Origin of the sequence: Streptomyces sp. NPDC007189 (assembly GCF_040703635.1) — a bacterium.
Taxonomy (GTDB): domain Bacteria; phylum Actinomycetota; class Actinomycetes; order Streptomycetales; family Streptomycetaceae; genus Streptomyces.
The window spans coordinates 60,251-81,232 of the sequence record NZ_JBEYEY010000021.1 but is presented as its reverse complement, the minus strand read 5'-3'; the positions used below and the strand labels follow the sequence as shown (position 1 = coordinate 81,232).

Genomic DNA, 20,982 nt, shown 5'->3' with positions numbered 1-20,982 from the left:
CAGCACGGCCCACCGTATCCCTAGACCTCTTCGGGCAGCTCTCCGACCCGGTTCTCCCACTTGGTGGAGAGCACGATGGTGGTACGGGTCCGCGAGACGCCCTTGGTGCCGCTGAGCCGCCGGATGATCCGCTCCAGCCCGTCCACGTCCGTCGCGCGCACCTTGAGCATGTAGGAGTCGTCGCCGGCGATGAACCAGCAGTCCTCGATCTCCTGCAGGTCCCGCAGCCGCTGGGCGACGTCCTCGTGGTCGGCGGCGTCGGAGAGCGAGATGCCGATCAGCGCGGTGACGCCGAGGCCGAGCGAGGCCGCGTTCACCGTGGCGCGGTAGCCGGTGATGACACCGGCCGCCTCGAGACGGTTGATCCGGTCGGTGACGCTGGGGCCCGACAGGCCGACGAGGCGCCCCAGCTCCGCGTACGAGGCCCGGCCGTTCTCCCTCAGGGCCTGGATGAGCTGCCTGTCCACCGCGTCCATGCGATCGAAGCCTTCCGGTGAAATTTCCTGAAGTGATGAGAGGTACTGCTGCTTGCCTTACTCGCCCGGTGTGCTGCCGCCCAGTTCGCCCTTCCAGCGCCGGTACAGGCCGTGCTCGACGCCCGCCGCGTCCAGCACCCGCCCGGCGACGAAGTCCACCAGGTCCTGGATGTGGGTGGCGCCCGCGTAGAAAGCGGGCGAGGTCGGCACGACGCGGGCGCCGGCGTCGTCCAGCGCGACGAGGTGCCGCAGGGTCTGGCCGTTCAAGGGGGTCTCCCGTACGGCCACGACCAGGGTCCGGCGCTCCTTCAAAGTGACGCTCGCCGCACGCTGGAGCAGGTCCTTGGACAGCCCGAGCGCCACGCCGGCCACGCAGGCGGTGGAGGCGGGCACGATGAGCATCCCCTTCGCCGGGTACGACCCCGAGGACGGGCCCGCCGCGAGGTCGCCCGCGCTCCAGTACCGGACCGCGCTGACGTCGGCGTCGAAGGCCCCGGGCTTGCCGTCGGCGCCCCGGGCCAGCCATTCCCGCAGGTCGTCCTGCCAGTGGGCGTCCCGGAACGCGATGCCCGTCTCGTCCAGCAGCGTCAGCCGCGAGGCCCGGCTGACCACGAGGTCGACCGACTCCCCCGCGTCCAGCAGCCCCCGCAGCACGGCGGCCGCATAGGGCGTCCCGGAAGCACCGGACACCCCCACGATCCAAGGCGTGCGCTGCTTTTCTCCTGCGTTCACACCTTGAGCGTACCGGTGGGTCGGGGAGTGCTCAGGCCGGGTGGGGGGCCTTCGGGTCGACGGGCAGGGAGGCGGTGCGGATCATGGCGGCCTCCCTGGGATCTGCAGCCGATGGTAGGCGGCACCGTGTTCAGACGGTCAGGCCCCGGACCAGGAGATCGAGCAGCGCGCACACGAACAGGGCAATCCCGATGAAGCCGTTGACCGAGAAGAACGCGCGGTTCAGGCGGGACAGGTCGTGCGGGCGCACGATGGAGTGCTCGTAGACGAACGCGGCCGCCACGATCAGCAGGCCCAGCCAGAAGAAGGCGCCCGCGTGGGTGGCGAGGGCGTACCAGACGAACAGGGCCGTCGTGATCGTGTGGCAGGCGCGCGCGCCCCAGATCGCGGCCGGGACGCCGAAGCGGGCCGGGACCGACATCACGCCGATCTCGCGGTCGGTCTCGACGTCCTGGCAGGCGTAGATCAGGTCGAAGCCGCCGATCCAGACGCCGACGGCGAGGCCGAGGACCACCGACGTCCAGGACCACTCGCCGGTGATCGCCAGCCAGCCGCCGATCGGGCCCATGGCCTGGGCGAGGCCGAGGATGGCCTGCGGGAAGTTGGTGAACCGCTTGCCGTACGGATACACCACCATCGGGACCACGGCGACGGGGGCCAGCGCCAGGCACAGCGGGTTGAGCAGGGCGGCGGCGCCGAGGAAGACGACGACCGCGATCAGTGCGCCCGTCCACGCGTGCCGGACGGTCATCGCGCCGGTCACCAGCTCGCGGTGGGCCGTACGGGGGTTACGGGCGTCGATCTCGCGGTCGATGATCCGGTTGACGGCCATCGCGAACGTGCGCAGGCCCACCATGCAGACGGTGACCAGCAGCAGCCGGCCCCAGTGGATGTTGCGGTCCCACTCGTACATCGCCGTCAGGGAGGCGATGTAGGCGAAGGGGAGCGCGAAGATCGAGTGCTCGATCATCACCAGGCGCAGGAAGGCCCGCGTCCTGCCCGGCTGAATGACTGCGGTCGTCACAGGCCGTACTCCTTCCAGCGGCGGTCCACCAGGGCCGCCGTCGCCGGGTCCGACAGGACCATGTCCGGCCAGCCCCCGTCCCGGGTGTAGCCCTCCTCGGGCCACTTCTTCGTCGCGTCGATGCCCGCCTTGCCGCCCCAGAACTGCTGGTAGGAGGCGTGGTCGAGATGGTCGACCGGGCCTTCGACGACCGTGAGGTCACGGGCGTAGTCGGTGTTGCCGAGGGCGCGCCAGGCGACCTCGTGCAGATCGTGCACGTCGCAGTCGGCGTCCACGACCACGATCAGCTTGGTCAGGGACATCATGTGCGCCCCCCAGATCGCGTGCATGACCTTCTGCGCGTGCTTCGGGTACTTCTTGTCGATCGAGACGATCGCGCAGTTGTGGAAGCCGCCGGCCTCGGGCAGGTGGTAGTCCACGATGTCCGGCACGATGATCTTGAGCAGGGGCAGGAAGAAGCGCTCCGTCGCCCGGCCGAGGGGGCCGTCCTCCGTCGGGGGGCGGCCGACGACGATCGACTGGAGCAGCGGCCGCTTGCGCATCGTCACGCAGTCGATCCGCAGCGCCGGGAACGGCTCCTGCGGGGTGTAGAAGCCGGTGTGGTCGCCGAAGGGGCCCTCGGGCAGCATCTCGCCCGGCTCCAGCCAGCCCTCCAGGACGACCTCGGCGCCCGCCGGCACCTGGAGCGGGACCGTCTTGCAGTCGACCATCTCGATCCGCTTGCCCGCGATGAACCCGGCGAACAGGTACTCGTCGATGTCGCCGGGGAGCGGGGCGGTGGAGGCGTAGGTGACGGCGGGCGGACAGCCGAAGGCGATGGCGACCGGGAGGCGTTCGCCCCGTCGCGCGGCCACCTGGTAGTGGTTGCGGCTGTCCTTGTGGATCTGCCAGTGCATGCCGATGGTGCGCTTGTCGTGGCGCTGGAGGCGGTACAGCCCGAGGTTGCGGATGCCCGTCTCCGGGTCCTTGGTGTGGGTGAGCCCGAGGTTGAAGAAGGAGCCGCCGTCCTTGGGCCAGGTGAACAGCGCCGGGAGCCGGTCGAGGTCCACCTCGTCGCCGTGCAGCACGACCTCCTGCACGGGAGCCTCCCTGACCTTCTTCGGCGGCACGTGCGTCATCGCGCCGAGCTTGCCGAAGGCCTCGCGCACGCCGACGAAGCCGTGCGGCAGTTCGGGGCGCAGCAGACCGCCGATCTTCTCGGAGATCTCGCCGTACGACGTCAGGCCCAGCGCCTTCAGCAGCCGCCGGTCGGTGCCGAAGACGTTCATGGCGAGCGGCATCGCCGAGCCCTTCACGTTCTCGAAGAGCAGCGCCGGACCACCGGACTTCTGCACCCGGTCGACGATCTCCCCGACTTCGAGATACGGGTCGACCTCGGCCTTGACGCGCTTGAGGTCGCCCTCGCGCTCCAGCGCGCGCAGCAGGGAGCGAAGATCGTCGTAAGCCATGCGGTCCAGTATCGCCGACAGACCGTTCCGGGCTGTTGCCGGGTGCGGGTTCCGGGCGCTCGTATACCCTGCACGCCATGCTCAGGTATCTGCCGTTCCTGCTGGTGCTGGCGCTGTGGATCTACGCCTTCGTGGACTGTCTGAACACCCCGGAGGACGAGGTGCGGCATCTGCCGAAGGTGGTGTGGGTGATCATCATCCTGCTCTTCGGCGAGGTGCTGGTCGGACCGGTGGCCTGGCTGATCACCGGCAGGGCGCGCCGGCCGGTGCCGGCGGGCGGCGCCGGAGCCGGAGCCGGGCGGTGGGTCGCCCCCGACGACAACCCCGAGTTCCTCAAGTCCCTGAACCGGGACGACCCCGAGCAGAGCTGATGGAACTCCGGCTGCTCGTCACCTTCGAGAAGGTCGCCACGGCCCTGAGCTTCACCCGGGCCGCGGCCGAGCTGAGTTACGCGCAGTCCAGCGTGACCGGTCAGATCCGCGCCCTGGAGTCCTCCCTCGGCGTGGAGCTGTTCGACCGGCTGGGCAGCCGGATCCGGCTCACCGAGGCGGGCGAGCGGCTGCTGCCGTACGCCCGGCAGATCATCGAGCTGGCGGACGAGGCCCGGGCGGCCGTCGTCGAGCCGGAGGAGCCGTCCGGCACGCTCACCGTCGGCACCATGGAATCGCTCACCTCCTACCGGCTGCCGCCGCTGCTGGAGTACTTCCACCACCGCCACCCCGGGGTGCGGCTCGCGCTGCGCACCACCATCGGCGACGAGACCCGGCAGGCGCTGCGTCAGGGCGCCTACGACGTCGGGTTCCTGATGGAGGAGCGGACCGAGCACCCGGGCCTGACGACCGCGGTGCTCGCCGAGGAGCCGCTGGCGCTCGTCGCGGCGCCGGGGCACCCCCTGACCGGGGCGGCCGTCGCCACCGCGGACCTGGTGGGCCGGCCGCTGCTGGCCACCGAGCCGGGCTGCGCCTACCGGGACCTGTTCGAGCGGGAGCTGAGGGCCCTGGGCGACGTGGACTTCCTGGAGTTCGGCACGATCGAGGCCACCAAGCGCGCGGCGGCGGCCGGCCTCGGGATCGCGCTGCTGCCCGAGGTGACGGTCGCCGCCGAACTCGCGGACGCAAGCCTCGTACGGCTGGACTGGGAGCCGCCGTTCAGGCTTCACACGCAGTTGGCGTGGCGGGCCGAGAAGCGGCTTCCGGCGCATGCGCGGCTGTTCGTGGAGCAGGCGCGGCGGCTCGTGGCCGAGCAAGCGTGACCTTCAGGCTCGCCGTCACGATCAGCGGCACGCCGAGCGCCTGGACGAGCCCGATGTGGTGGCCGTAGACCAGCCAGTCCATCAGCATGGCCACGGCCGGGTAGACGAAGGCCAGGACGGCGATCTTCGCGGTCGGCAGCTTGACGTACGCGGCGTACATCAGGACGTACATCACCCCGGTGTGGATCAGGCCGAGGCCCGCCAGCCAGCCCCAGTGCCAGCCCGCGCCGCGCATCGCGCCGAAGTCCGCGAAGGGCAGCAGCAGCGGGATGCCGACGAGGACCTGGACGAGGGCGATCAGGTGCGGGCGGACCCCGGTGATCCGCTTGGTCACCAGGGTGGACAGGCCGTAGAGCAGGGCCGCGAGGAGCGCCTGGCCGACGCCGAGCACGTACGACCCGCCGCCCGTGAAGTCGCCGGGCGTGACCCCCGAGACCAGGACGAGACCGGCGAAGGCCACCGCGATCCAGCCGGCCTTGGCGGCGGTGAGCCGCTCACGGAAGAGCAGGGCGCCGAGCAGGACCACGTAGAAGGGCTGCGTGTGGTAGACGACCGTGGCCACCGAGATGGAGGTGTTCGCGTACGACTGGAACAGCAGGACCCAGTTGAAGACGATGAACACCCCGCCCAGCACGGCGAGTCCGAGGGTGCGGCGGGTGAACCCGTGGTCGCGGAGCCAGCCCCGGGCGGTGACGTAGCCGCCGAGGGCGAGGGCGCCGAACAGCACGCGGAAGAAGACGACGTCGAAGGGCGGGGCTCCCGACTCGACGACGAAGACGCCGAGGGTCCCCGAGAGCATCATGGCGGTGGTCAGCTGGGCGGTGCCCTTGAGTTCCGGAGTCATGGCACCGACGCTAGGACCGGCCCGGACACCGGTCCACGCGCGCGTGCGGGGCGTTGGCGATGGGGCCATCGGCGGCGCCGATGGGGGCAGGTCACTGGAAGACGGCCACCGGGTACTGGAGCACGACCTCGCGGGTGTCGGGGCGCCAGGTCGTCACCTTGCCCAGGCAGTGGGCCCGGAACTGGCCCTCGGGCAGCGTCCTGTTGCCCGAGGGGCGCAGTCCGCCGACGCGCAGGACGACCCGCAGGTGCGCCGACTGCTCGCCGTCCCCGTAGGAGGCCCGCATCACCAGGGTGTCCCCCTCGGCGTCCTGGGCCTCGAACCGGGCGGTGATCATGACGAATTCGCCGATCTCGCTGAGCACCACGTCGTTCGTGACCCCGGCGGCGAGAAGGGCGCGGTTCGGCCGGACCGTCGCGGAGTCCTCCCGCAGCCGGACCTGGGCGAGCCCGTCGCCCCGCTGCAGCACGGACAGCAGCAGGCCGATCACCTGGATCGGCTCGCTCTCCTTGACGTACTTGGCGACGATCTCGGTGGCACGGTCCCCGGTGAGCTGGAACATCCACGACAGCACCGGAATCGCCGCCAGCCAGCCGGTGTTGCGCACGTTGCGCTCCTCGACCTCCTTGCGCAGCGCCGACTGGTGGTTGCGCATCTTGAACACGTCCATGACCGCGTCGTTGTCCAGGTACAGCGGGAGGTAGTGGGGCTCCTCGGCCTTCTCCCCGAGCCGCCGGAGGACGGACCGCACGGCGAGCACCACCAGCACGGCCAGCCCGGCGAAGGCGACCAGCCACCACACCATCGCGCTCCACCAGGCGCTCCACCAGGTGCCGTCAAGAACAGCCACGGATCTCCTTGAACGCGGCGGACAGGGACTGTGCGCGGGCGTCGACCATGCGGCCGCCGGTCACCGCGGCGACCTGGCGCAGTTCGGCCGCGTCGGCGTCGCCGAAGTGGACGGGGTAGGTGTGCACGGCCCGGACGTCGGCCGGGCGGGAGCGGTAGCGGCTGACGAAGCCGGCGCGGCCGAGGCCCGCGTTGTTCTCGCCGTCGGTCATCAGCACGAGGGACACCGCCCGTCCGGGGTCCTCGCGCACGGTGGCCTCCGCGGTGCCGTAGCCGTGGTCCAGGGCGGACCAGACGGCCGTCGCGCCGTCGTAGCCGCCGCCGGCGACGAAGTCGGTGAGGGCCGTGAGGTCGGCGGCGCCGTGCACGGTGACGGTGCGCTCGTCCAGCACGCGTCCGCCGAAGCGGATCACGGTCAGCTTCTCGCCCTGGTAGAAGCGCACGAACTTGCCCGCGGCGGAGGAGTCCGCCCCGCTGAGCCCGGCGAACGCGGCCCTGAGCGCGGCCGTGCGGGCGCCGCGCATGGAGGTGGAGAAGTCCAGCAGGAAGATGACCTGGTCGGCGGCCCGGCGCCGGGGGTCGCCGTAGTCGGCGAGCAGCCGGTCGAGGACGGCCGGGTCGTCCGGGAAGTACAGCGCGTTGTCCAGGGGAGCGGTGAGCCGGGGGTCGCGGGCGACGGCGGTGCTGACCGGGCGGCGCAGCGTCCGCCGCATGATCTCCCGCTGGTGGCCGGCGGCGGTCAGCCACGTCACCACCCGGTCGTAGGCGTCCCGGCTGCGCTGGTCGAGCAGCAGCAGCGGATAGTCGGACAGCACCATGCCGTCGGCGGGGTGGACGATCTCCAGGGGCCGCTTCAGCCGGCCGGAGGCGTTCAGGGTGAGCAGTTCGGACTCGTAGGTGATCAGGGCGTTGGTGCGGCCGGGGTGCTCGGCGAACGCGTCCAGCAGGGCGTGGGAGGTCTCGGCGGTGAGGGACTGCCCGGAGCGGAAGCCGCGCAGCCGGTCGCAGCTGACGTCCTGCGGGCGCAGCGCGGCGCCGGTGCCGGCGGCTGCGGTGGCGACGCCGACCAGCGCGGCCAGACCGCTGTTGCTGCGCCGGGGGTCGGCCATGCCGAAGCGCACGGTGCCGGTGGCGGCGGCGTCGGCGAGGTCCGCCCAGGACAGCCGGCCGCCGGGCTCCTCGGCGCGCAGGGTGCGGGCCACCTCGGGGGTGAGGCCGACGACGACCGGGGAGCGCATGATCGAGGTGCTCTGCACGACGGTGGCCGGACGGGTTCCGGCGGCCCTCTTCGCCTTGAGCCGGAAGTAGCGGTCGGAGGACAGCCAGGCCAGGTCGTAGGAGTGGCGGCCGGTCAGCAGGGTGTCGCCGGCGTCGTTGGTGGCCCGGTAGTCCATGTCCAGGCGGACTCCGGTGTCCTGCCGGAGCCGGTCCAGCAGCGGCTCCATGTCGGTGAGTTCGTCGCTGGCCAGGACGTGCAGGGTGGTCTCGGGGCCGCCGCCCCCGCCGGAGCAGGACAGGAGTCCGCCGAGCGCGGCGAGCAGGACCAGGCACAGCGCGACCGGCAGCGCGCGGCTCCTCACGGCGCCTCCTGGCCGGCCGCCGACTGGGCCACCGGGGCGCAGTCGCCGACGATCTCGATCATCTTCTCCAGCAGGTCGAGCCGGGGCAGCACCGCCTTGGTGTCGTCGTCCGACAGCAGCGGCGCCTGGATGTGGTGGCCGGTGAGGAACCGGGTCAGCTGGTCGCTGGTGGCGGAGGCGCCCTGGGCGTCGCGGACCCGGAAACCCAGCTCCATGGCGCGTTTCTGCAGCGCCGGGTCCGTGCTGATCAGCTCGCCGAGGCGGGCGCCGTCCGGGGTGAGCGCGATGAGCTGCGGCTCGGTGACGAACCGGGCGGAGGGGTAGAGCAGGACGCGCTCGCCGTCGACGTGCCCGGTGCTCTCCTCGGCGGCGATCTGGTGGGCCAGGAACTGGTGCTCGTAGATCACCGCGATCGGCGAGATGCTCTTGCCCTCGGCGGAGACGTAGGTCTCGTTCTTCTCGGAGGACGGCATGCCCTGGTCGTTGAGCAGGAGCCTTATGCGCTCGGCGAACCGGGTCGCCTCGGCGGTGTTCTGCGGGATGTCGTCGTGGTTCCAGATGTAGGAGACGAGCCCCAGATAGGTTCCGGCGGAGTTGGCCTCGCAGATGTCGGAGGTCTGAGCGAGCACCTTGTTGCCGTTGTGTATGCCGTGACTGTCTATGCCGACGCGTCTGCCGGCGCGGTCGGTGCCGAGCCGGTCCCAGCGGCGGCCGTCGGCGGTCGCCCGCAGGAACTTCTGCATGTCGAGGGAGTAGTACAGCGGCTTCTGCCCGGCGGGCACGCCCGGTAACGGGGTGGCGATCCCGGCGTCCTGGAGCGTCTCGGCGTACTCGCGGTAGGTGCCGAGCACGATCGGGCTGACGAACGGGCGGTACGTCGTCGCCGGGTGCCCCTCGGCCGCGCGCTTCCTGGTGATCAGGTCGGCGGCGGGCTGCCCGGAGGGGAACACCACGTCGTAGCCGTCGTAGCTCTGGGCGGCGATCCCCCGCGAGCCCATGCGGGTGATGTGCACGCGGAAACCGTGCCGGATGAGCAGCCGCTGGACCTCGGGGTCCTCGAAGTAGTCGGCCTTCGAGGCCATCTTGGCCTCGATCGTGGTGATGCGGGTCAGCGGCAGGCCGGCATGGCCCTGGGCGAGGACGACGACCGCGCACAGCGCGGTGACGGCGGCGACGGCGCGCGGGAACCAGCGGCGCACCGTGGAGCCCTGCGGGATGGCCGGCTCCCCGACGCGCAGGCGTGGCTCACCGGTGCGACGGGGCATTTCGGTATCGGCTCTGTGTGGGGCCACCCGTGTCTCCTGCGTCAGCTGGGACAGGATCGTCCACCGCCCGGACGATGGCGGTTCGAACTCGCAACGAACGCAGGGGGAAAGGAATGTGAAACTCCGTCAGCGAACGGAACCGATCGGTCCGCCGGCCCGCCAGGAGGCGTCGTCGCGCAGCACGAGGTCCAGCAGCCCCGGGAAGCGGGCGTCGAACTCGGGCCGGCGCAGGCGGTTGACGCGCCGGGGCCCCTGGTCGCGCTGCTCCACCAGGCCGGCCCCGCGCAGCACCGCGAAGTGGTGGCTGAGGGCGGCCTTGCCGACCGGCACGTCGAAGCTGCCGCAGCTGCGGGTCCAGTCGGCGGAGCCGGCCAGCTCCCTGACCAGGGTGATGCGCACGGGGTCGGCGAGGGCGGCGAGCGCCGTGAGGACGGGCACGTCGTCGGGGTGGGTGTGCTCCGGGGCGGCCCGGTGACTGGCGGCGGTCACGTCACGCTCCCCTTCCTGCCGGTTGCCAAGTGTTCGATGAAAACCATACACTCGCGAGTGTTCGCTTTTCATTGAACAATCGGGCCGGGGGTGCGGCATGCGCGCGGTGGAGTTCCAGGAGTACGGCGGTCCCGAGGTGCTGCGGGTGGTCACGGCCCAGGCGCCGGAGCCCGGCCCCGGGCAGGTGAGCATCGACGTGGCCTACGCCGGGGTGAACTTCGCCGACCTCAAGGCCCGCGCGGACGGCTACCGGGTGCCGGCGCTGCCGTACGTGCCGGGCCTTGAGGTCTCCGGCCGCGTCCGTGCCCTCGGCGCCGGCGTCACGGGTCCGGCGGTCGGCCAGGAGGTGGTCGCGCTCCTCGAGGGCGGCGGCTACGCGGAGGTGGCGGTGGCCGAGGCGGCGACCGTCTTCCCGGTCCCCTCCGGCCTCGACCTGCGCACCGCCGCCGCCCTGCCGGCGGTCCTGCCCACGGCCTACGCCCTCGTCCACACCGTCGGCCGCCTCCAGCCCGGCGAGACGGTGCTGGTCCAGAGCGCGGCCGGTGGGGTCGGCACGGCGGCCGGGCAGCTCGCGCGGGCGGCGGGCGCGGGGGCGGTGTACGGGGTGGTGTCCTCGGCGGCGAAGGCCGTCCACGCCAAGAGCCACGGATACGACGAGGTGTTCGTCGGCGCCTTCGAGGAGCCGCTGCGCGAGGCGACCGGCGGGCGCGGCGCCGACCTGGTGCTGGACCCCGTCGGCGGGGACACCCTGCGCGCCGGGCTGGCCTCGCTGGCGGTCTTCGGACGCCTGGTCTCCTTCGGCAACGCGAGCGGCGCCGAGCCGTGGAGCGTGGGCCAGAGCGAGCTGTACCCGCTCGGCGTCTCGGTCTCCGGCTTCTCCGTCCTGAGCCTGGCCCGGACGGCGCCGGACGCGCTGCGCCGGCTGTCGCAGCGGGCGTTCGCCAAGGCGGCGGACGGGACGGTGACCCTGCCGGTGACGGCCGAGTTCACCCTTCAGGAGGCGGCTGAGGCGCACCGGCTGATGGGCGGCCGGACGAGCACGGGCAAGCTGCTGCTGCGCGTGGGCCACTGATTCTCCGTCAACTGTCCTTGATATCCCTGCACTTGATCGCCGCATAACGACTTGCCATCCCCGCCACAGGCGTTGTTAATGGTCGTCACCGAGTTGCGAGGGACCGTCGACCTCTGGGGGGACAGACACAGATGCAGAACGGCCAGCCACCCGAGCGCCCGGCCCAGGACCCGCCACCGGCGCCCGCGGCCGCCCCGCCGGCCACCGCACCGGCGCCGCCGGCGACCGCGCCGCCCGCGGCTCCGCCCATGCCGGACGTCCCGGCGCCGCCGGCGCGGCCCGCTCCCGCCAGGATCGACATCCGGGTGAGCAAGCGGATCCTGTGGATCGGCGCTGCGGTGTACCCGCTGGCGAACATCGCCCGTGTCTACAGCTTCGTCATGCGTCCCAAGCGCAAGGAGGCGGTGCTGCGGTTCCTGCGGTACACCGCAGGCACGCTGATCGTCGGCTTCCTCGCGATGCTGCCGAGCTTGCCGTACCTGACGTTCGGCGGCGGCGCGGAGCAGCACTCCGGCGCCGCCGGCTACGTCACCTTCGTCTGGATCGCGGCCGTCCTCGCCGAGATCTACTTCTTCATCGACATGATGGGCGTCCTGACCTCCCCCGCGCACCACGTCCTCGCGGTAGAGACCTCCGGCGCGTCCACCGCGCTGGTCACCAGCCCGGACCCGCAGTTCCTTGACCAGGTCGTCGGCCAGATCTCGTACGCCATCGACCACCCGGACACGGGGTTCAAGGTCACGGTGGAGAGCCTCACCTTCTCGCCGAAGAACTACTACTTCGGCGACAACGTCAACATGTACGGCGGCAGCGGAAACGTGGGGATCGGCGCATGAGCGCGAACTATTACTACGGCGACAACGTGAACATGTACGGCGGCCAGAACAACCAGGGCATCGTCAAGAACCAGGCCGGCGCCGCCCAGCAGGACCCGGCCCTGGCCGCCGCCCTCGCCGAACTGCACGGGCTGATCACCGAGTTGCGCACCCGCGTGCCGGCCGCCGACGCCCAGCTCCTGGACGACTCCCTGCCCGCCCTCAGCCCCGACGCCGCCGTGCCCGCGCAGGCGCGGCGGGGCGCGCTGATGGCGATCGCCGGGATCGCGGGCACCGTCGGCGCGGTCGGGCAGCCCGTCGCCGAGGCGGTCCGCGCGATCGTCGCGATGATCAGCGGCTAGGGGGCCGGCAGCGGCCGTGACCCGTGCGGAGGCGGCGCCGTGCTGGGATCCTGGGACCGGACGACCCCCGAGCCGCGGAGCGAGGACACAGGTGACCGACGCGCGTGTTCCCACCATCGACCTGCGGCCCTGGCTGGACGGCGACGGGGAGAGCCGGGCCGCCCTCGCCCGTACCGTCGACTCCGCGCTGCAGACCGCCGGGTTCCTGCTGGTCACCGGGCACGGGGTGGAGCCGGAGCTGCGGGCGGGGATCCGGCGGGCGGCGCGGGAGTTCTTCCTGCTGCCCGTCGAGGCCAAGCGGCGGTACGAGGCGAAGGTCGGCGGCCGCGGCTGGCTGGGGCCCGGCGCCGAGGCCAACGGCTACGCGGAGGGCACCGAGACGCCGCCCGACCTGAAGGAGTCGCTGACCTTCGCGACCGACGAGCCCTTCGACGACCCCGTGGTGAACGCCGAGTGGTACGCGCCCAACGTGTGGCCGGCCGAGGTCCCCGAACTGCGCACGCTGTGCCGGACGTACCTGGCCCGCATGGCCGCCCTGGAGAAGGAGCTGCTGTCGCTGCTGGGCTACGCGCTGGGGCTCCGGCCGGACTTCTTCTCCCGGCACATGGACCGTCCCACGTACGGCTTCAACATCAACTGGTATCCGGGCACCGAGGTCGTCGGCGAGCCGCTGCCGGGGCAGTTCCGGATCGGGCCGCACACCGACTTCGGGACCGTGACCATCCTCGACCGGCAGGCCGGCAAGGGCGGGCTCCAGGTCTACACGGACGCCGGCGGCTGGGAGGACGCGCCGTACGATCCGGCCGCGTTCACCATCAACATCGGTGACCTGCTGGCCCGTTGGACCGGTGACCGGTGGCGGTCCGGGCGGCACCGGGTGCTGCCGCCGCCGGCCGACGCGCCCGCCGAGGAGCTGATGTCGCTCGTGTACTTCGGGGAGTGCGATCCGGGCACCCGCGTGGAGTCCGTGCCCGCGCCGGTGGGCCGGGTGGCGTACCCGCCGGTCGACTCCCATGTGTACCTGCGCGAGAAGCTCGACTCGATCACCGTCCACTGAACCGCACACCCGCCGGTCACCGTCCGTTATTCACTTCCGCGTTCGGGCCGCCACCCGTTCCGTGGAAATGGGCCCGGCGGGCATGTCCCGGCCGCGTCCCACGGCATTGCCTTGAAGGGGGCCCGCATCCAGGGGCCCCCTTCTGCGATGGGAGACGCGTGCGAATCACTGACATCCAGCGCTGCGAGGTCCGCCCGGGACGGCTCGTCGAGTGGACGCTGAGCCCGGCGACCGTGGCGGCGGCGACGGCGCTCCCGGAGGACGCCCGGCCGCCCGCCTACATCCAGGAGTCGCACATCAGGACCGCCAAGTGCGTCCGGGACGACGGGCTGTTCGTGCCGACCTGGCTCGGCACCGCCTTCGACCTGCCGGGCCCGGTCGACCTCGACGTGCTCCAGGAGGCGCTGCGCGCCTGGACCGTACGGCACGAGACGCTGCGCAGCGGCTTCCGCTGGGCCGGCGACGAACTGCGCCGGTTCACCCTGGACGCCGCCGACGTGTCCCTGCACCGGGCGGACGCGGGCGACTTCCCCGACGCGGACGCGCTGGCCCGGCACCTCCAGGACCGTTTCGACGCCGTCGCGGACGCGCTGCGCTGGCCGAACCTGATCTACACGGCGGTCCTCCGGGACGACGGCGCCAGCGTGTACATGGCCTTCGACCACAGCAACGTCGACGCCTACTCGCTGACCCGGATCGCCGCCGAGGTGCACGAGCTGTACACGGCCGGCCTGACCGGCGCCGCCCCCCGCTCCCCCGCCCCGGCCGCCAGTTACGTCGACTTCTGCCGGCTGGAGCGGGCCGACGCGGACGGCATCGACGCCCGGCACGCGATCGTCGCCCGCTGGCGCGCCTTCATCCGGCGCTGCGACGGCACGCTGCCCGGCTTCCCGGTCGACCTGGGCCTGGAGCCGGGCGGCCCGCTGCCGAGGCAGCGGATGCTGTGCGAGCCGCTGGCGGACGCGGCTCAGGCGGCGGCGTTCGAGGCGTACTGCAGGCCGTACGGCGGCAGCATGGTCGGGCTGCTGGCCGCGACCGGGCTGATCGTGCACGAACTGGGCGGGCAGCCGGTGTACCGGACGGTGGTGCCGTTCCACACCCGGGTGGCGTCCCGGTGGAGCGACTCGGTGGGCTGGTACGTCGGCGGCGCCCCGATCGAGGTCCCGGTGGGCCGTACCGGGACCTTCCCCGACACCCTGCGGGCGGTGCGCACCGAGCTGCACGCCAACCGGTCGCTGGCCCGGATGCCGCTGGCCCGGGTGCTGAGCCTGCTCGGCGAGGACTTCCGGCCGGTCTCGCCGGACCTGTACTCGATCGTCTCCTACGTCGACACCCGCGCGGTGCCCGGCGCCGACCGCTGGACCGAACAGCGGGCGCACGCGCTGCTACGGGTGTCGTACGGCGACCAGGTGTGCGTGTGGGTGAACCGGCTGCACGAGGGGCTGTGGCTGGCCAGCCGCTACCCGGACACGGACGTGGCGGCGAAGAACCTGCGCCTGTACGTCGAGCGGCTGCGCGACCGGATCGCCTCGGTGGCCCACGCGGGCCTGTCCGCGGTGTCCTGACCGCGCGCCGCCGCGCTAGGTGAACTGCCCGGGCAGGGGCTCCAGCGGCTCGCCGGGTTCCGGGGGCTCGGCGGGCTTCGGGGCCTGCCGTACCGGAAGGCCCTGCGGGGACTCCAGAACCTGGATCAGTCGTTCGAATCTCCGGCGCCAGTCCGCCTCCGACGACCCCTCGCCCTGGAACTCGTGGGTGAACCGCAGGACGCTCTCCGCGTCCCCGCCCCGCTCCAGGTGGAACCGGATCCGGCCGCCGCGCTCGACGGTGTACTCCGCCACCCGGTCCACGTCCCAGGCGGTGACCCGGCCGGAGCCCAGGTCCCGCAGGGTGACCGCGCCGTCCAGGCGGGCCTCGAGAACGTCGGCGGCGGTGCACCACGCCCCGAGCCCTTCGGGGGTGGCCACCGCCGGCCAGACGTCTTCCATGCGCCTCGGGAGCCGCACGAGAAAGTGGAGTATGTGCGTGTTCCCGTGGGTCTGACTGGTGCCCTGTGCGATGGAACCGCTCATGACACCAGTGTCACCGACCGGGCGGTCACACGCCCGCGTAGGAGTGCTTGCCGGTGACGAAGATGTTGACGCCGTAGTAGTTGAACAGCCAGCAGCCGAAGGCGATCATCGCCAGGTAGGCGGCCTTGCGGCCCTTCCAGCCGGCCGTGGCGCGGGCGTGCAGGTAGCAGGCGTAGGCGACCCAGGTGATGAAGGACCAGGTCTCCTTCGGGTCCCAGTTCCAGTAGCGGCCCCAGGCGTCGCCCGCCCAGATCGCGCCCGCGATGATCGTGAACGTCCACAGCGGGAAGACGGCCGCGTTGACCCGGTAGGCGAACTTGTCCAGCGAGGCGGAGGCGGGCAGCCGCTCCAGCACCGAGGTGGCGAAGGCGCCCGGCTTGCCGCCGGTCTGCAGCTTGGTCTCGTACGCGTCCTTGAACAGGTACAGGATCGTGGCGACCGCGCCGACGTAGAACACCGCGCCGCAGAAGATCGCGGTGGAGACGTGGATGTACAGCCAGTACGAGTGCAGCGCCGGGACCAGCTGGTCGCTCGCCGTGTACAGGACGGTGACGGCGAGGCCGAGGTCGAGCAGGACCGTGGTGATCAGGAACAGCCCGAGCCAGCGCACGTTCTTCTTCAGCGCCAGCAGCGCGAGGTACACGCCGACGGCGACGGTGGAGAAGGTGATGTTGAACTCGTACATGTTGCCCCACGGCGCCCGCTGCACGGAGGCCGCGCGGGAGGCGACGCCGGCCAGCTCCACCAGGAAGGCGAGCACGGTGAGCGAGACCGCGATGCGCCCGTACAGGTCGCCCTGCGCGTCCCCGCCGTGCGCCCCGGGACCGTCCGGCACGTCACGGGCGCCGGAGGCCGACCGCACCACGACCTTGGGCCGCTCCAGCACGGCGGTGCCGCCGGCCTGCTTCACGGTCACGGCGGGCGCGCTCGCCTTCGCGGCGCCCTCGGCGGTCAGCGCGGCGGCCGTACGGGCCACCTTGCTGCGGCTGCCGAAGAGCCATTCGGCGATGTACGCGAAGAAGGCCAGGGTGTAGACGGCCATCGACGAGTAGATCAGCGTGTTGCTGATGCTCGCCAGGTGTTCGTTGGTTGCGGCGGCGAGAGTCACTTCTCAGCCCCTTCGGCAGATGCGACTGGGGTGTCGGGGGATGGGGAAGGTTCGTCGTCGGGGTCGGAGGGCCCCGGCGCCTGGTCGTAGAGGATTCCGGCGAGGTCGCCCAGTTCCTCGGGCACCTTGGCGGACTCGCTGCGGCCGAGGCCGGCCATCTCGACGACCGTCACGCCGTCGGCGCCCCGCACCGCGCGCACCCACACCCGGCGGCGCTGGATGAACAGGGACGCGGCCAGACCGAAGATCGCGGCGAGGGCGCCGCCGAGCGCCCAGCCGCTGCCCGGCTCCTGGACGATCTCGAAGCCGGCCCACTGCTTGATGTCCTTCTCGAAGGTGAGGGACCCGGCGCCGTTCGGCAGGGTGAGCGTGTCGCCCGGCTGCAGCAGCTTCTTCAGCAGCTGGCCCTTGCCGTCCTTGAACGCCTTCATGTGCGTCTTGTCCAGCTGGTACACGCTCTGCGGGATGCCGGAGTTCACGCCCAGGTCGCCGTGGTAGGCGTTCACCGCGAGCAGCGGGTTCACCAGCGCGGGGAACTGGGAGAGCATCGTGCCGCTCTTCGGGTCGAAGGTCGGCACGAAGAAGGCCTGGAAGCCGAGCTGTTCCTTCTGCCCCTGGGCGTTCCTGTAGCCGTCCATCACCTTGACCACGCCGTTGGAGGTGACGTTTCCGTCGAGCGGCAGCAGCGGTACGGCGTCGTGGTAGACGACGTCGCCCTTGCCGTCGCGGACGGTGATGACCGGCGCGTAGCCGTGGCTGACGAGGTAGACCTTGGCGTCGCCGATGTGCAGCGGGGAGTTGACCTTGATGGTGGTCGTCTTCTGCTTGCCGTACGCGCCCTGGCTGTAGTCGATCTTCGCCTGGTAGGTGCGCGGCGTGCCCCGGTTCGGGCCGTTGACCTCGTAGGTGCCGGTGAACTTCTTCAGGTCGAAGCTGAACGGCACGAGGTCGTCGTTCTGGAACAGGCTGCCGGACTTGAAGTCGTCGTACTGCGACAGGGCGTTGGAGAACCCGTCGCCCTCGACCACCAGCTTGGTGCCGTCCGACTTGTACATCTGGCCCCAGGCGAAGGCGACCAGGAGCACGATCAGGGCGATGTGGAAGACCAGGTTGCCCAGTTCGCGCACATAGCCCTTCTCTGCGGCGACGGCGTCACCGGCGACATGGGCGCGGAAGCGGCGCCTCTTCAGCAGGGCGAGCGCGGCCTCGCGGACCTGCTCGGGCCCGGCCGTCGTACGCCAGGTCGTGTAGGCGGGCAGCCGGGTCAGGCGCCTGGGCGCGGCCGGCGGCCGGCCGCGCAGCTGGCCGACGAACTGCCAGGTGCGCGGGACGATGCAGCCGATGAGGGAGACGAACAGCAGGATGTAGATCGCGGAGAACCACACCGAGCTGTAGACGTGGAACAGGCCGAGCTTGTCGTAGACCGGCGCGAGCGTCTTGTGGGCCTTGCGGAAGTCGTCGACCTTGTTGAGGTCGGCACCGGACTGCGGGATGAGCGAGCCGGGGATCGCGGCGAGCGAGAGCAGCAGGAGCAGCAGCAGCGCCACCCGCATCGAGGTCAGCTGCCGCCAGAACCAGCGGATCCAGCCGATCACGCCGAGGCCGGGGGCGGCGGAGAGTTCCTCGCGCGGGGCGGTGGACAGCTGGGACCCGGCGGCGCCGAGGTCCTCCTGGTCCTGGCCGCCGGGGTCCCGGCTGTTGTCGGTTTCGGTCGTGCTCATCGATCAGATCCCCACAGTGAAGCCGTCGGACCAGGTCTGCATCTGCTGCACCAGACTGTCCCAGGCGCCGGTCAGCAGCAGCACGCCGGTCACGATCATCATCGTGCCGCCGATGCGCATGACCCAGACATAGTGGCGCTTGACCCAGCCGAAGGCGCCGAGCGCCTTGCGGAAGGCGATCGCGGCGAGCACGAACGGCACGCCGAGGCCCACACAGTAGGCGATCATCAGCAGCGCGCCGCGTCCGGCGCTCGACTGGTTCATGGACAGGAGGTTCACGGACGCGAGGGTCGGGCCGATGCAGGGCGTCCAGCCTATGCCGAACAGCGCGCCGAGGAGCGGCGCGCCGATCAGGCCCGCGGCCGGCCGCTTGTGGAAGCGGAACTCGCGCTGGGTGAGCCAGGGCATCAGCCCCATGAAGAAGACACCCATGATGATCATGAGTACGCCGAGCACCCTGGACAGCGTGCCCTGGTACTCGCGCAGGGTGGAGCCGAAGAAGCCGAACAGCGCTCCGCCGGAGACGAACACGGCGCTGAAGCCGAGCACGAACAGCGCGGCCCCGCCGACCATCCGGCCCCGCCGGGCCTCGGCGAGGTCGGTGCCGGCGACTCCGGTGACGTAGGAGAGGTAGCCGGGGACCAGGGGCAGGACGCAGGGCGAGAAGAAGGAGACGAGCCCGCCGAGCAGCGCGACCGGCAGGGCGATCAGCAGGGCGCCGTTGAGGACCGTCTCGTTCTGGCCCGTCACGGCCAGCGTCACCAGGGCGCTCACGTCACTTCTCCGCGAGGACCGGCTTGAGCATCTTCAGCAGGGAGGTGTCGTCGAGCGCCTCCAGGGCCCGCGCGGCGACCTTCCCGTGCTTGTCGATGACGAGCGTGGAGGGGATCAGCTGCGGGTTGAGGGTGCCCTTCTTGAAGCGGAGCATCAGCTTGCCCGTGGGGTCGTACAGGCTCGGGTAGCTGATCCCGTGCTCCTCCTCGAAGGCGACCGCGGGAGTGGTGCTGGTGTCGCGGGTGTTGATGCCGACGAACTGCACGCCCTTGCCCCGGTACTGCTGGGAGACCTTGGAGAAGTACTGCGCCTCCTCCCGGCACGGACCGCACCAGGAACCCCACACGTTGATGACGACGACCTGGCCCTTGTAGTCGGCGATGTCCAGGGTCTTGCCGTCGATGGTCCTGCCGGACAGGTCCGGGGCCGCGGCGCGCTCGCCCGCCGGCACGGTGGCGATGCCGTTGTTGCCGGTGACGAAGTTGGTGTTGCCGCCGCCGCCCGAGGTGCCGCCCTTGCCGCACGCGGACAGGGTCAGGGCCAGGGCGCCGGCCACGGCGCTGAGCAGGACGGCGCGGCTACGGGTACTCATGTGAAAAGTTTCGCATGTCCCCTCCGGCGATCTGTGGCACCCCCCTGCCGGGCGGAAAACCGCATTTCAGGGCGTATTTACACGGGACATTTCCGGCGGCCGCCCGGTGCCGCCTACGCCAGGAAGGTCTTCCAGCCGCCGGCCGGGGCCTGACCCGGCGCCAGGGTCCGCAGCTTGGCGAGCACCTCGGGCTTCTGCACGTCCATCCAGTCGCAGAACTGCCGGAAGGAGACCAGCCGGACGTCGGCGCCCTTCTCCTTCTCCCGGGCGATGCGCTTGAAGGCCTGCTCGACGGCGTCCATGTAGATGCCGCCGTTCCACTGCTCGAAGTGGTTGCCGATGAAGAGCGGCGCCCGGTTTGTCTCGTAGGCCCGCTTGAATCCCGCGATGTACGCACCGGCCGCCTGCTCGCGCCAGGCCGGGTAGTGGTAGGCGGGCGCCTTGGTCGAGTACTGGGACTGGTTGAACATCATGTTGTAGTCCATCGAGAGGACCTGGAACGTGCGGCCCGGGAAGGGGACCTCCTGGAGCGGCAGGTCCCACAGCCCGTGCTTCTTCACCGGCCACATCTGCAGGCCGCCCGGCGAGGAGGCGTCGTAGCGCCAGCCCAGCTCGCGGGCGGTGGGCAGCAGATTGTCCTGGCCGAGCAGACAGGGCGTACGGCCGCCGACCAGCTCCTTGTCGTAGTCGAACGGCAGGGGCGGCATGTCGTGGAGGCCCGTGTTGGTCTTCCAGTTCTTCACGAAGGACTTGGCCTGGTCGATCTCGCTGCGCCACTGCTGCGGGGTCCACCACTTCACCGAGGTGCGGGCGTCGCCGCAGAAGTGGCCGTTGAAGTGGGTGCCGATCTCGTGGCCTTCGAGCCAGGCGCGGCGGACGTTCTCCAGCGTGGACTTGATGTGCGGGTCGCTGAGGTAGCCGATGGCGGAGGCGCCGGGAGCGTTGTTGGGCGGCAGGTACATCCGCTTCTTCGACTCGGGCAGCAGATACAGCCCCGAGAGGAAGAAGGTCATGCTCGCGCCGTGCTCCTTGGCCAGGTCCAGGAAGCGGGGGAAGAGCCCGTTGCCGACCTCGCCGGCGCCGTCCCAGGAGAAGACGACGAACTGCGGCGGCGTCTGGCCGGGCTCCAGCGGTTCGGGCGCGGCCGGCTGGTGCGGCTGCTTGCCGGTGAAGGACGTGGAGCCGTCGCCGATGAGCCGGCCCTGCGGCGCGGCGGTCGCGCCGCCGCCCTTCCCGGACCGGCCGCCGCCGGATGTGCCGGAGCCACCGGTCTTGCCGGACGGCTTCTGACTCCCGCAGCCGGCGAGGGTCGCGGCGGTCGCCGCGCCCGCGCCGAGGCCGAGTATTCCCCTGCGGGAGAGGGTGCGGGAGGTGCGCATGGAAGGTCCCCGATTCGTCGCGCCTGCTGTCGGTCACCCACAGAGAGGGCACAGCGATCGGAGAGGTTCCGGTA

Annotated in this window: 22 protein-coding genes; 7 read left to right on the top strand and 15 right to left on the bottom strand. The window is 71.4% G+C overall.

Features of this window, described 5'->3' with window-relative positions:
* Positions 1-20: 20 nt before the first annotated feature.
* The 4 genes from AB0950_RS33690 to AB0950_RS33675 form a co-directional block, all read right to left on the bottom strand.
* Positions 21-476 (bottom strand): Lrp/AsnC family transcriptional regulator, encoded by a 456-nt coding sequence (locus AB0950_RS33690; RefSeq protein WP_330338438.1) that lies wholly within the window; start codon positions 474-476, stop codon positions 21-23.
* A 57-nt stretch (positions 477-533) separates the two neighbouring features.
* Positions 534-1,208, bottom strand: a complete 675-nt coding sequence (locus AB0950_RS33685) for a UbiX family flavin prenyltransferase (RefSeq protein ID WP_366780125.1) — start codon at positions 1,206-1,208, stop codon at positions 534-536.
* A 130-nt stretch (positions 1,209-1,338) separates the two neighbouring features.
* Positions 1,339-2,232 (bottom strand): menaquinone biosynthesis prenyltransferase MqnP, encoded by an 894-nt coding sequence (gene mqnP, locus AB0950_RS33680; RefSeq protein ID WP_360159449.1) that lies wholly within the window; start codon positions 2,230-2,232, stop codon positions 1,339-1,341.
* A complete protein-coding gene (locus AB0950_RS33675) occupies positions 2,229-3,680 on the bottom strand; it encodes a menaquinone biosynthesis decarboxylase (protein ID WP_360159446.1) in 1,452 nt (483 codons plus the stop codon). The genes mqnP and AB0950_RS33675 overlap by 4 nt, the downstream gene beginning before the upstream one ends.
* A gap of 77 nt (positions 3,681-3,757) precedes the next feature.
* On the opposite strand from AB0950_RS33675, the gene AB0950_RS33670 reads away from it, so the two are divergent.
* Together AB0950_RS33670 and AB0950_RS33665 are read left to right on the top strand one after the other, a co-directional pair.
* Positions 3,758-4,051 carry a PLD nuclease N-terminal domain-containing protein gene (locus AB0950_RS33670; RefSeq protein ID WP_360159443.1) on the top strand — a complete coding sequence of 98 codons (294 nt, stop codon included), beginning with the start codon at positions 3,758-3,760 and terminating at the stop codon, positions 4,049-4,051.
* Positions 4,051-4,932 carry a LysR family transcriptional regulator gene (locus tag AB0950_RS33665; protein ID WP_366780124.1) on the top strand — a complete coding sequence of 294 codons (882 nt, stop codon included), beginning with the start codon at positions 4,051-4,053 and terminating at the stop codon, positions 4,930-4,932. The genes AB0950_RS33670 and AB0950_RS33665 overlap by 1 nt, the downstream gene beginning before the upstream one ends.
* Here AB0950_RS33665 and AB0950_RS33660 read toward each other — a convergent pair.
* From AB0950_RS33660 to AB0950_RS33640, 5 genes are all read right to left on the bottom strand, one after another.
* Positions 4,829-5,776 (bottom strand): DMT family transporter, encoded by a 948-nt coding sequence (locus AB0950_RS33660; protein ID WP_360575242.1) that lies wholly within the window; start codon positions 5,774-5,776, stop codon positions 4,829-4,831. The genes AB0950_RS33665 and AB0950_RS33660 overlap by 104 nt on opposite strands.
* 91 nt (positions 5,777-5,867) lie before the next feature.
* Positions 5,868-6,626, bottom strand: a complete 759-nt coding sequence (locus AB0950_RS33655; protein WP_366780123.1) for a hypothetical protein — start codon at positions 6,624-6,626, stop codon at positions 5,868-5,870.
* Positions 6,613-8,205 carry a VWA domain-containing protein gene (locus AB0950_RS33650; protein WP_360159432.1) on the bottom strand — a complete coding sequence of 531 codons (1,593 nt, stop codon included), beginning with the start codon at positions 8,203-8,205 and terminating at the stop codon, positions 6,613-6,615. Before AB0950_RS33650 ends, AB0950_RS33655 begins: the two co-directional genes overlap by 14 nt.
* Positions 8,202-9,470 (bottom strand): hypothetical protein, encoded by a 1,269-nt coding sequence (locus AB0950_RS33645; RefSeq protein ID WP_366780122.1) that lies wholly within the window; start codon positions 9,468-9,470, stop codon positions 8,202-8,204. The genes AB0950_RS33650 and AB0950_RS33645 overlap by 4 nt, the downstream gene beginning before the upstream one ends.
* A 126-nt stretch (positions 9,471-9,596) precedes the next feature.
* Entirely contained in the window at positions 9,597-9,959 is a 363-nt protein-coding gene (locus tag AB0950_RS33640) for a transcriptional regulator (protein WP_366780121.1), read from the bottom strand.
* Between the two features lie 97 nt (positions 9,960-10,056).
* Between AB0950_RS33640 and AB0950_RS33635 the strand changes: the two genes are divergently transcribed.
* From AB0950_RS33635 to AB0950_RS33615, 5 genes are all read left to right on the top strand, one after another.
* Entirely contained in the window at positions 10,057-11,031 is a 975-nt protein-coding gene (locus AB0950_RS33635; RefSeq protein ID WP_366780120.1) for a zinc-binding dehydrogenase, read from the top strand.
* A 131-nt stretch (positions 11,032-11,162) separates the two neighbouring features.
* The gene (locus AB0950_RS33630) at positions 11,163-11,867 is read left to right on the top strand and encodes a DUF6232 family protein (protein WP_360575244.1); all 705 of its coding nucleotides are present in this window, start codon (positions 11,163-11,165) and stop codon (positions 11,865-11,867) included.
* Positions 11,864-12,208 carry a hypothetical protein gene (locus AB0950_RS33625; RefSeq protein ID WP_360159418.1) on the top strand — a complete coding sequence of 115 codons (345 nt, stop codon included), beginning with the start codon at positions 11,864-11,866 and terminating at the stop codon, positions 12,206-12,208. The genes AB0950_RS33630 and AB0950_RS33625 overlap by 4 nt, the downstream gene beginning before the upstream one ends.
* Positions 12,209-12,299: 91 nt before the next feature.
* Positions 12,300-13,265 carry a 2-oxoglutarate and iron-dependent oxygenase domain-containing protein gene (locus AB0950_RS33620; protein WP_366780119.1) on the top strand — a complete coding sequence of 322 codons (966 nt, stop codon included), beginning with the start codon at positions 12,300-12,302 and terminating at the stop codon, positions 13,263-13,265.
* A 158-nt stretch (positions 13,266-13,423) separates the two neighbouring features.
* Positions 13,424-14,830: a condensation domain-containing protein gene (locus AB0950_RS33615; RefSeq protein ID WP_366780118.1), complete on the top strand. Its 1,407-nt coding sequence runs from the start codon at positions 13,424-13,426 to the stop codon at positions 14,828-14,830.
* Between the two features lie 15 nt (positions 14,831-14,845).
* Here AB0950_RS33615 and AB0950_RS33610 read toward each other — a convergent pair whose 3' ends face one another.
* The 6 genes from AB0950_RS33610 to AB0950_RS33585 all read right to left on the bottom strand — a co-directional run bounded on the left by AB0950_RS33610 (position 14,846) and on the right by AB0950_RS33585 (position 20,908).
* The gene (locus AB0950_RS33610; protein WP_360159409.1) at positions 14,846-15,334 is read right to left on the bottom strand and encodes a hypothetical protein; all 489 of its coding nucleotides are present in this window, start codon (positions 15,332-15,334) and stop codon (positions 14,846-14,848) included.
* Positions 15,335-15,359: 25 nt separating this feature from the next.
* The gene (gene ccsB / locus AB0950_RS33605) at positions 15,360-16,442 is read right to left on the bottom strand and encodes a c-type cytochrome biogenesis protein CcsB (protein WP_360159406.1); all 1,083 of its coding nucleotides are present in this window, start codon (positions 16,440-16,442) and stop codon (positions 15,360-15,362) included.
* A complete protein-coding gene (locus AB0950_RS33600; RefSeq protein WP_360159403.1) occupies positions 16,439-18,163 on the bottom strand; it encodes a cytochrome c biogenesis protein ResB in 1,725 nt (574 codons plus the stop codon). Before AB0950_RS33600 ends, ccsB begins: the two co-directional genes overlap by 4 nt.
* A 3-nt stretch (positions 18,164-18,166) precedes the next feature.
* A complete protein-coding gene (locus AB0950_RS33595) occupies positions 18,167-18,937 on the bottom strand; it encodes a cytochrome c biogenesis protein CcdA (RefSeq protein WP_360159400.1) in 771 nt (256 codons plus the stop codon).
* A gap of 1 nt (position 18,938) precedes the next feature.
* Positions 18,939-19,529, bottom strand: coding sequence for a TlpA disulfide reductase family protein (locus AB0950_RS33590; protein ID WP_366780117.1), 591 nt, complete (start codon positions 19,527-19,529; stop codon positions 18,939-18,941).
* Positions 19,530-19,642: 113 nt separating this feature from the next.
* Positions 19,643-20,908 carry a hypothetical protein gene (locus tag AB0950_RS33585; RefSeq protein WP_366780116.1) on the bottom strand — a complete coding sequence of 422 codons (1,266 nt, stop codon included), beginning with the start codon at positions 20,906-20,908 and terminating at the stop codon, positions 19,643-19,645.
* Positions 20,909-20,982: the final 74 nt, after the last annotated feature.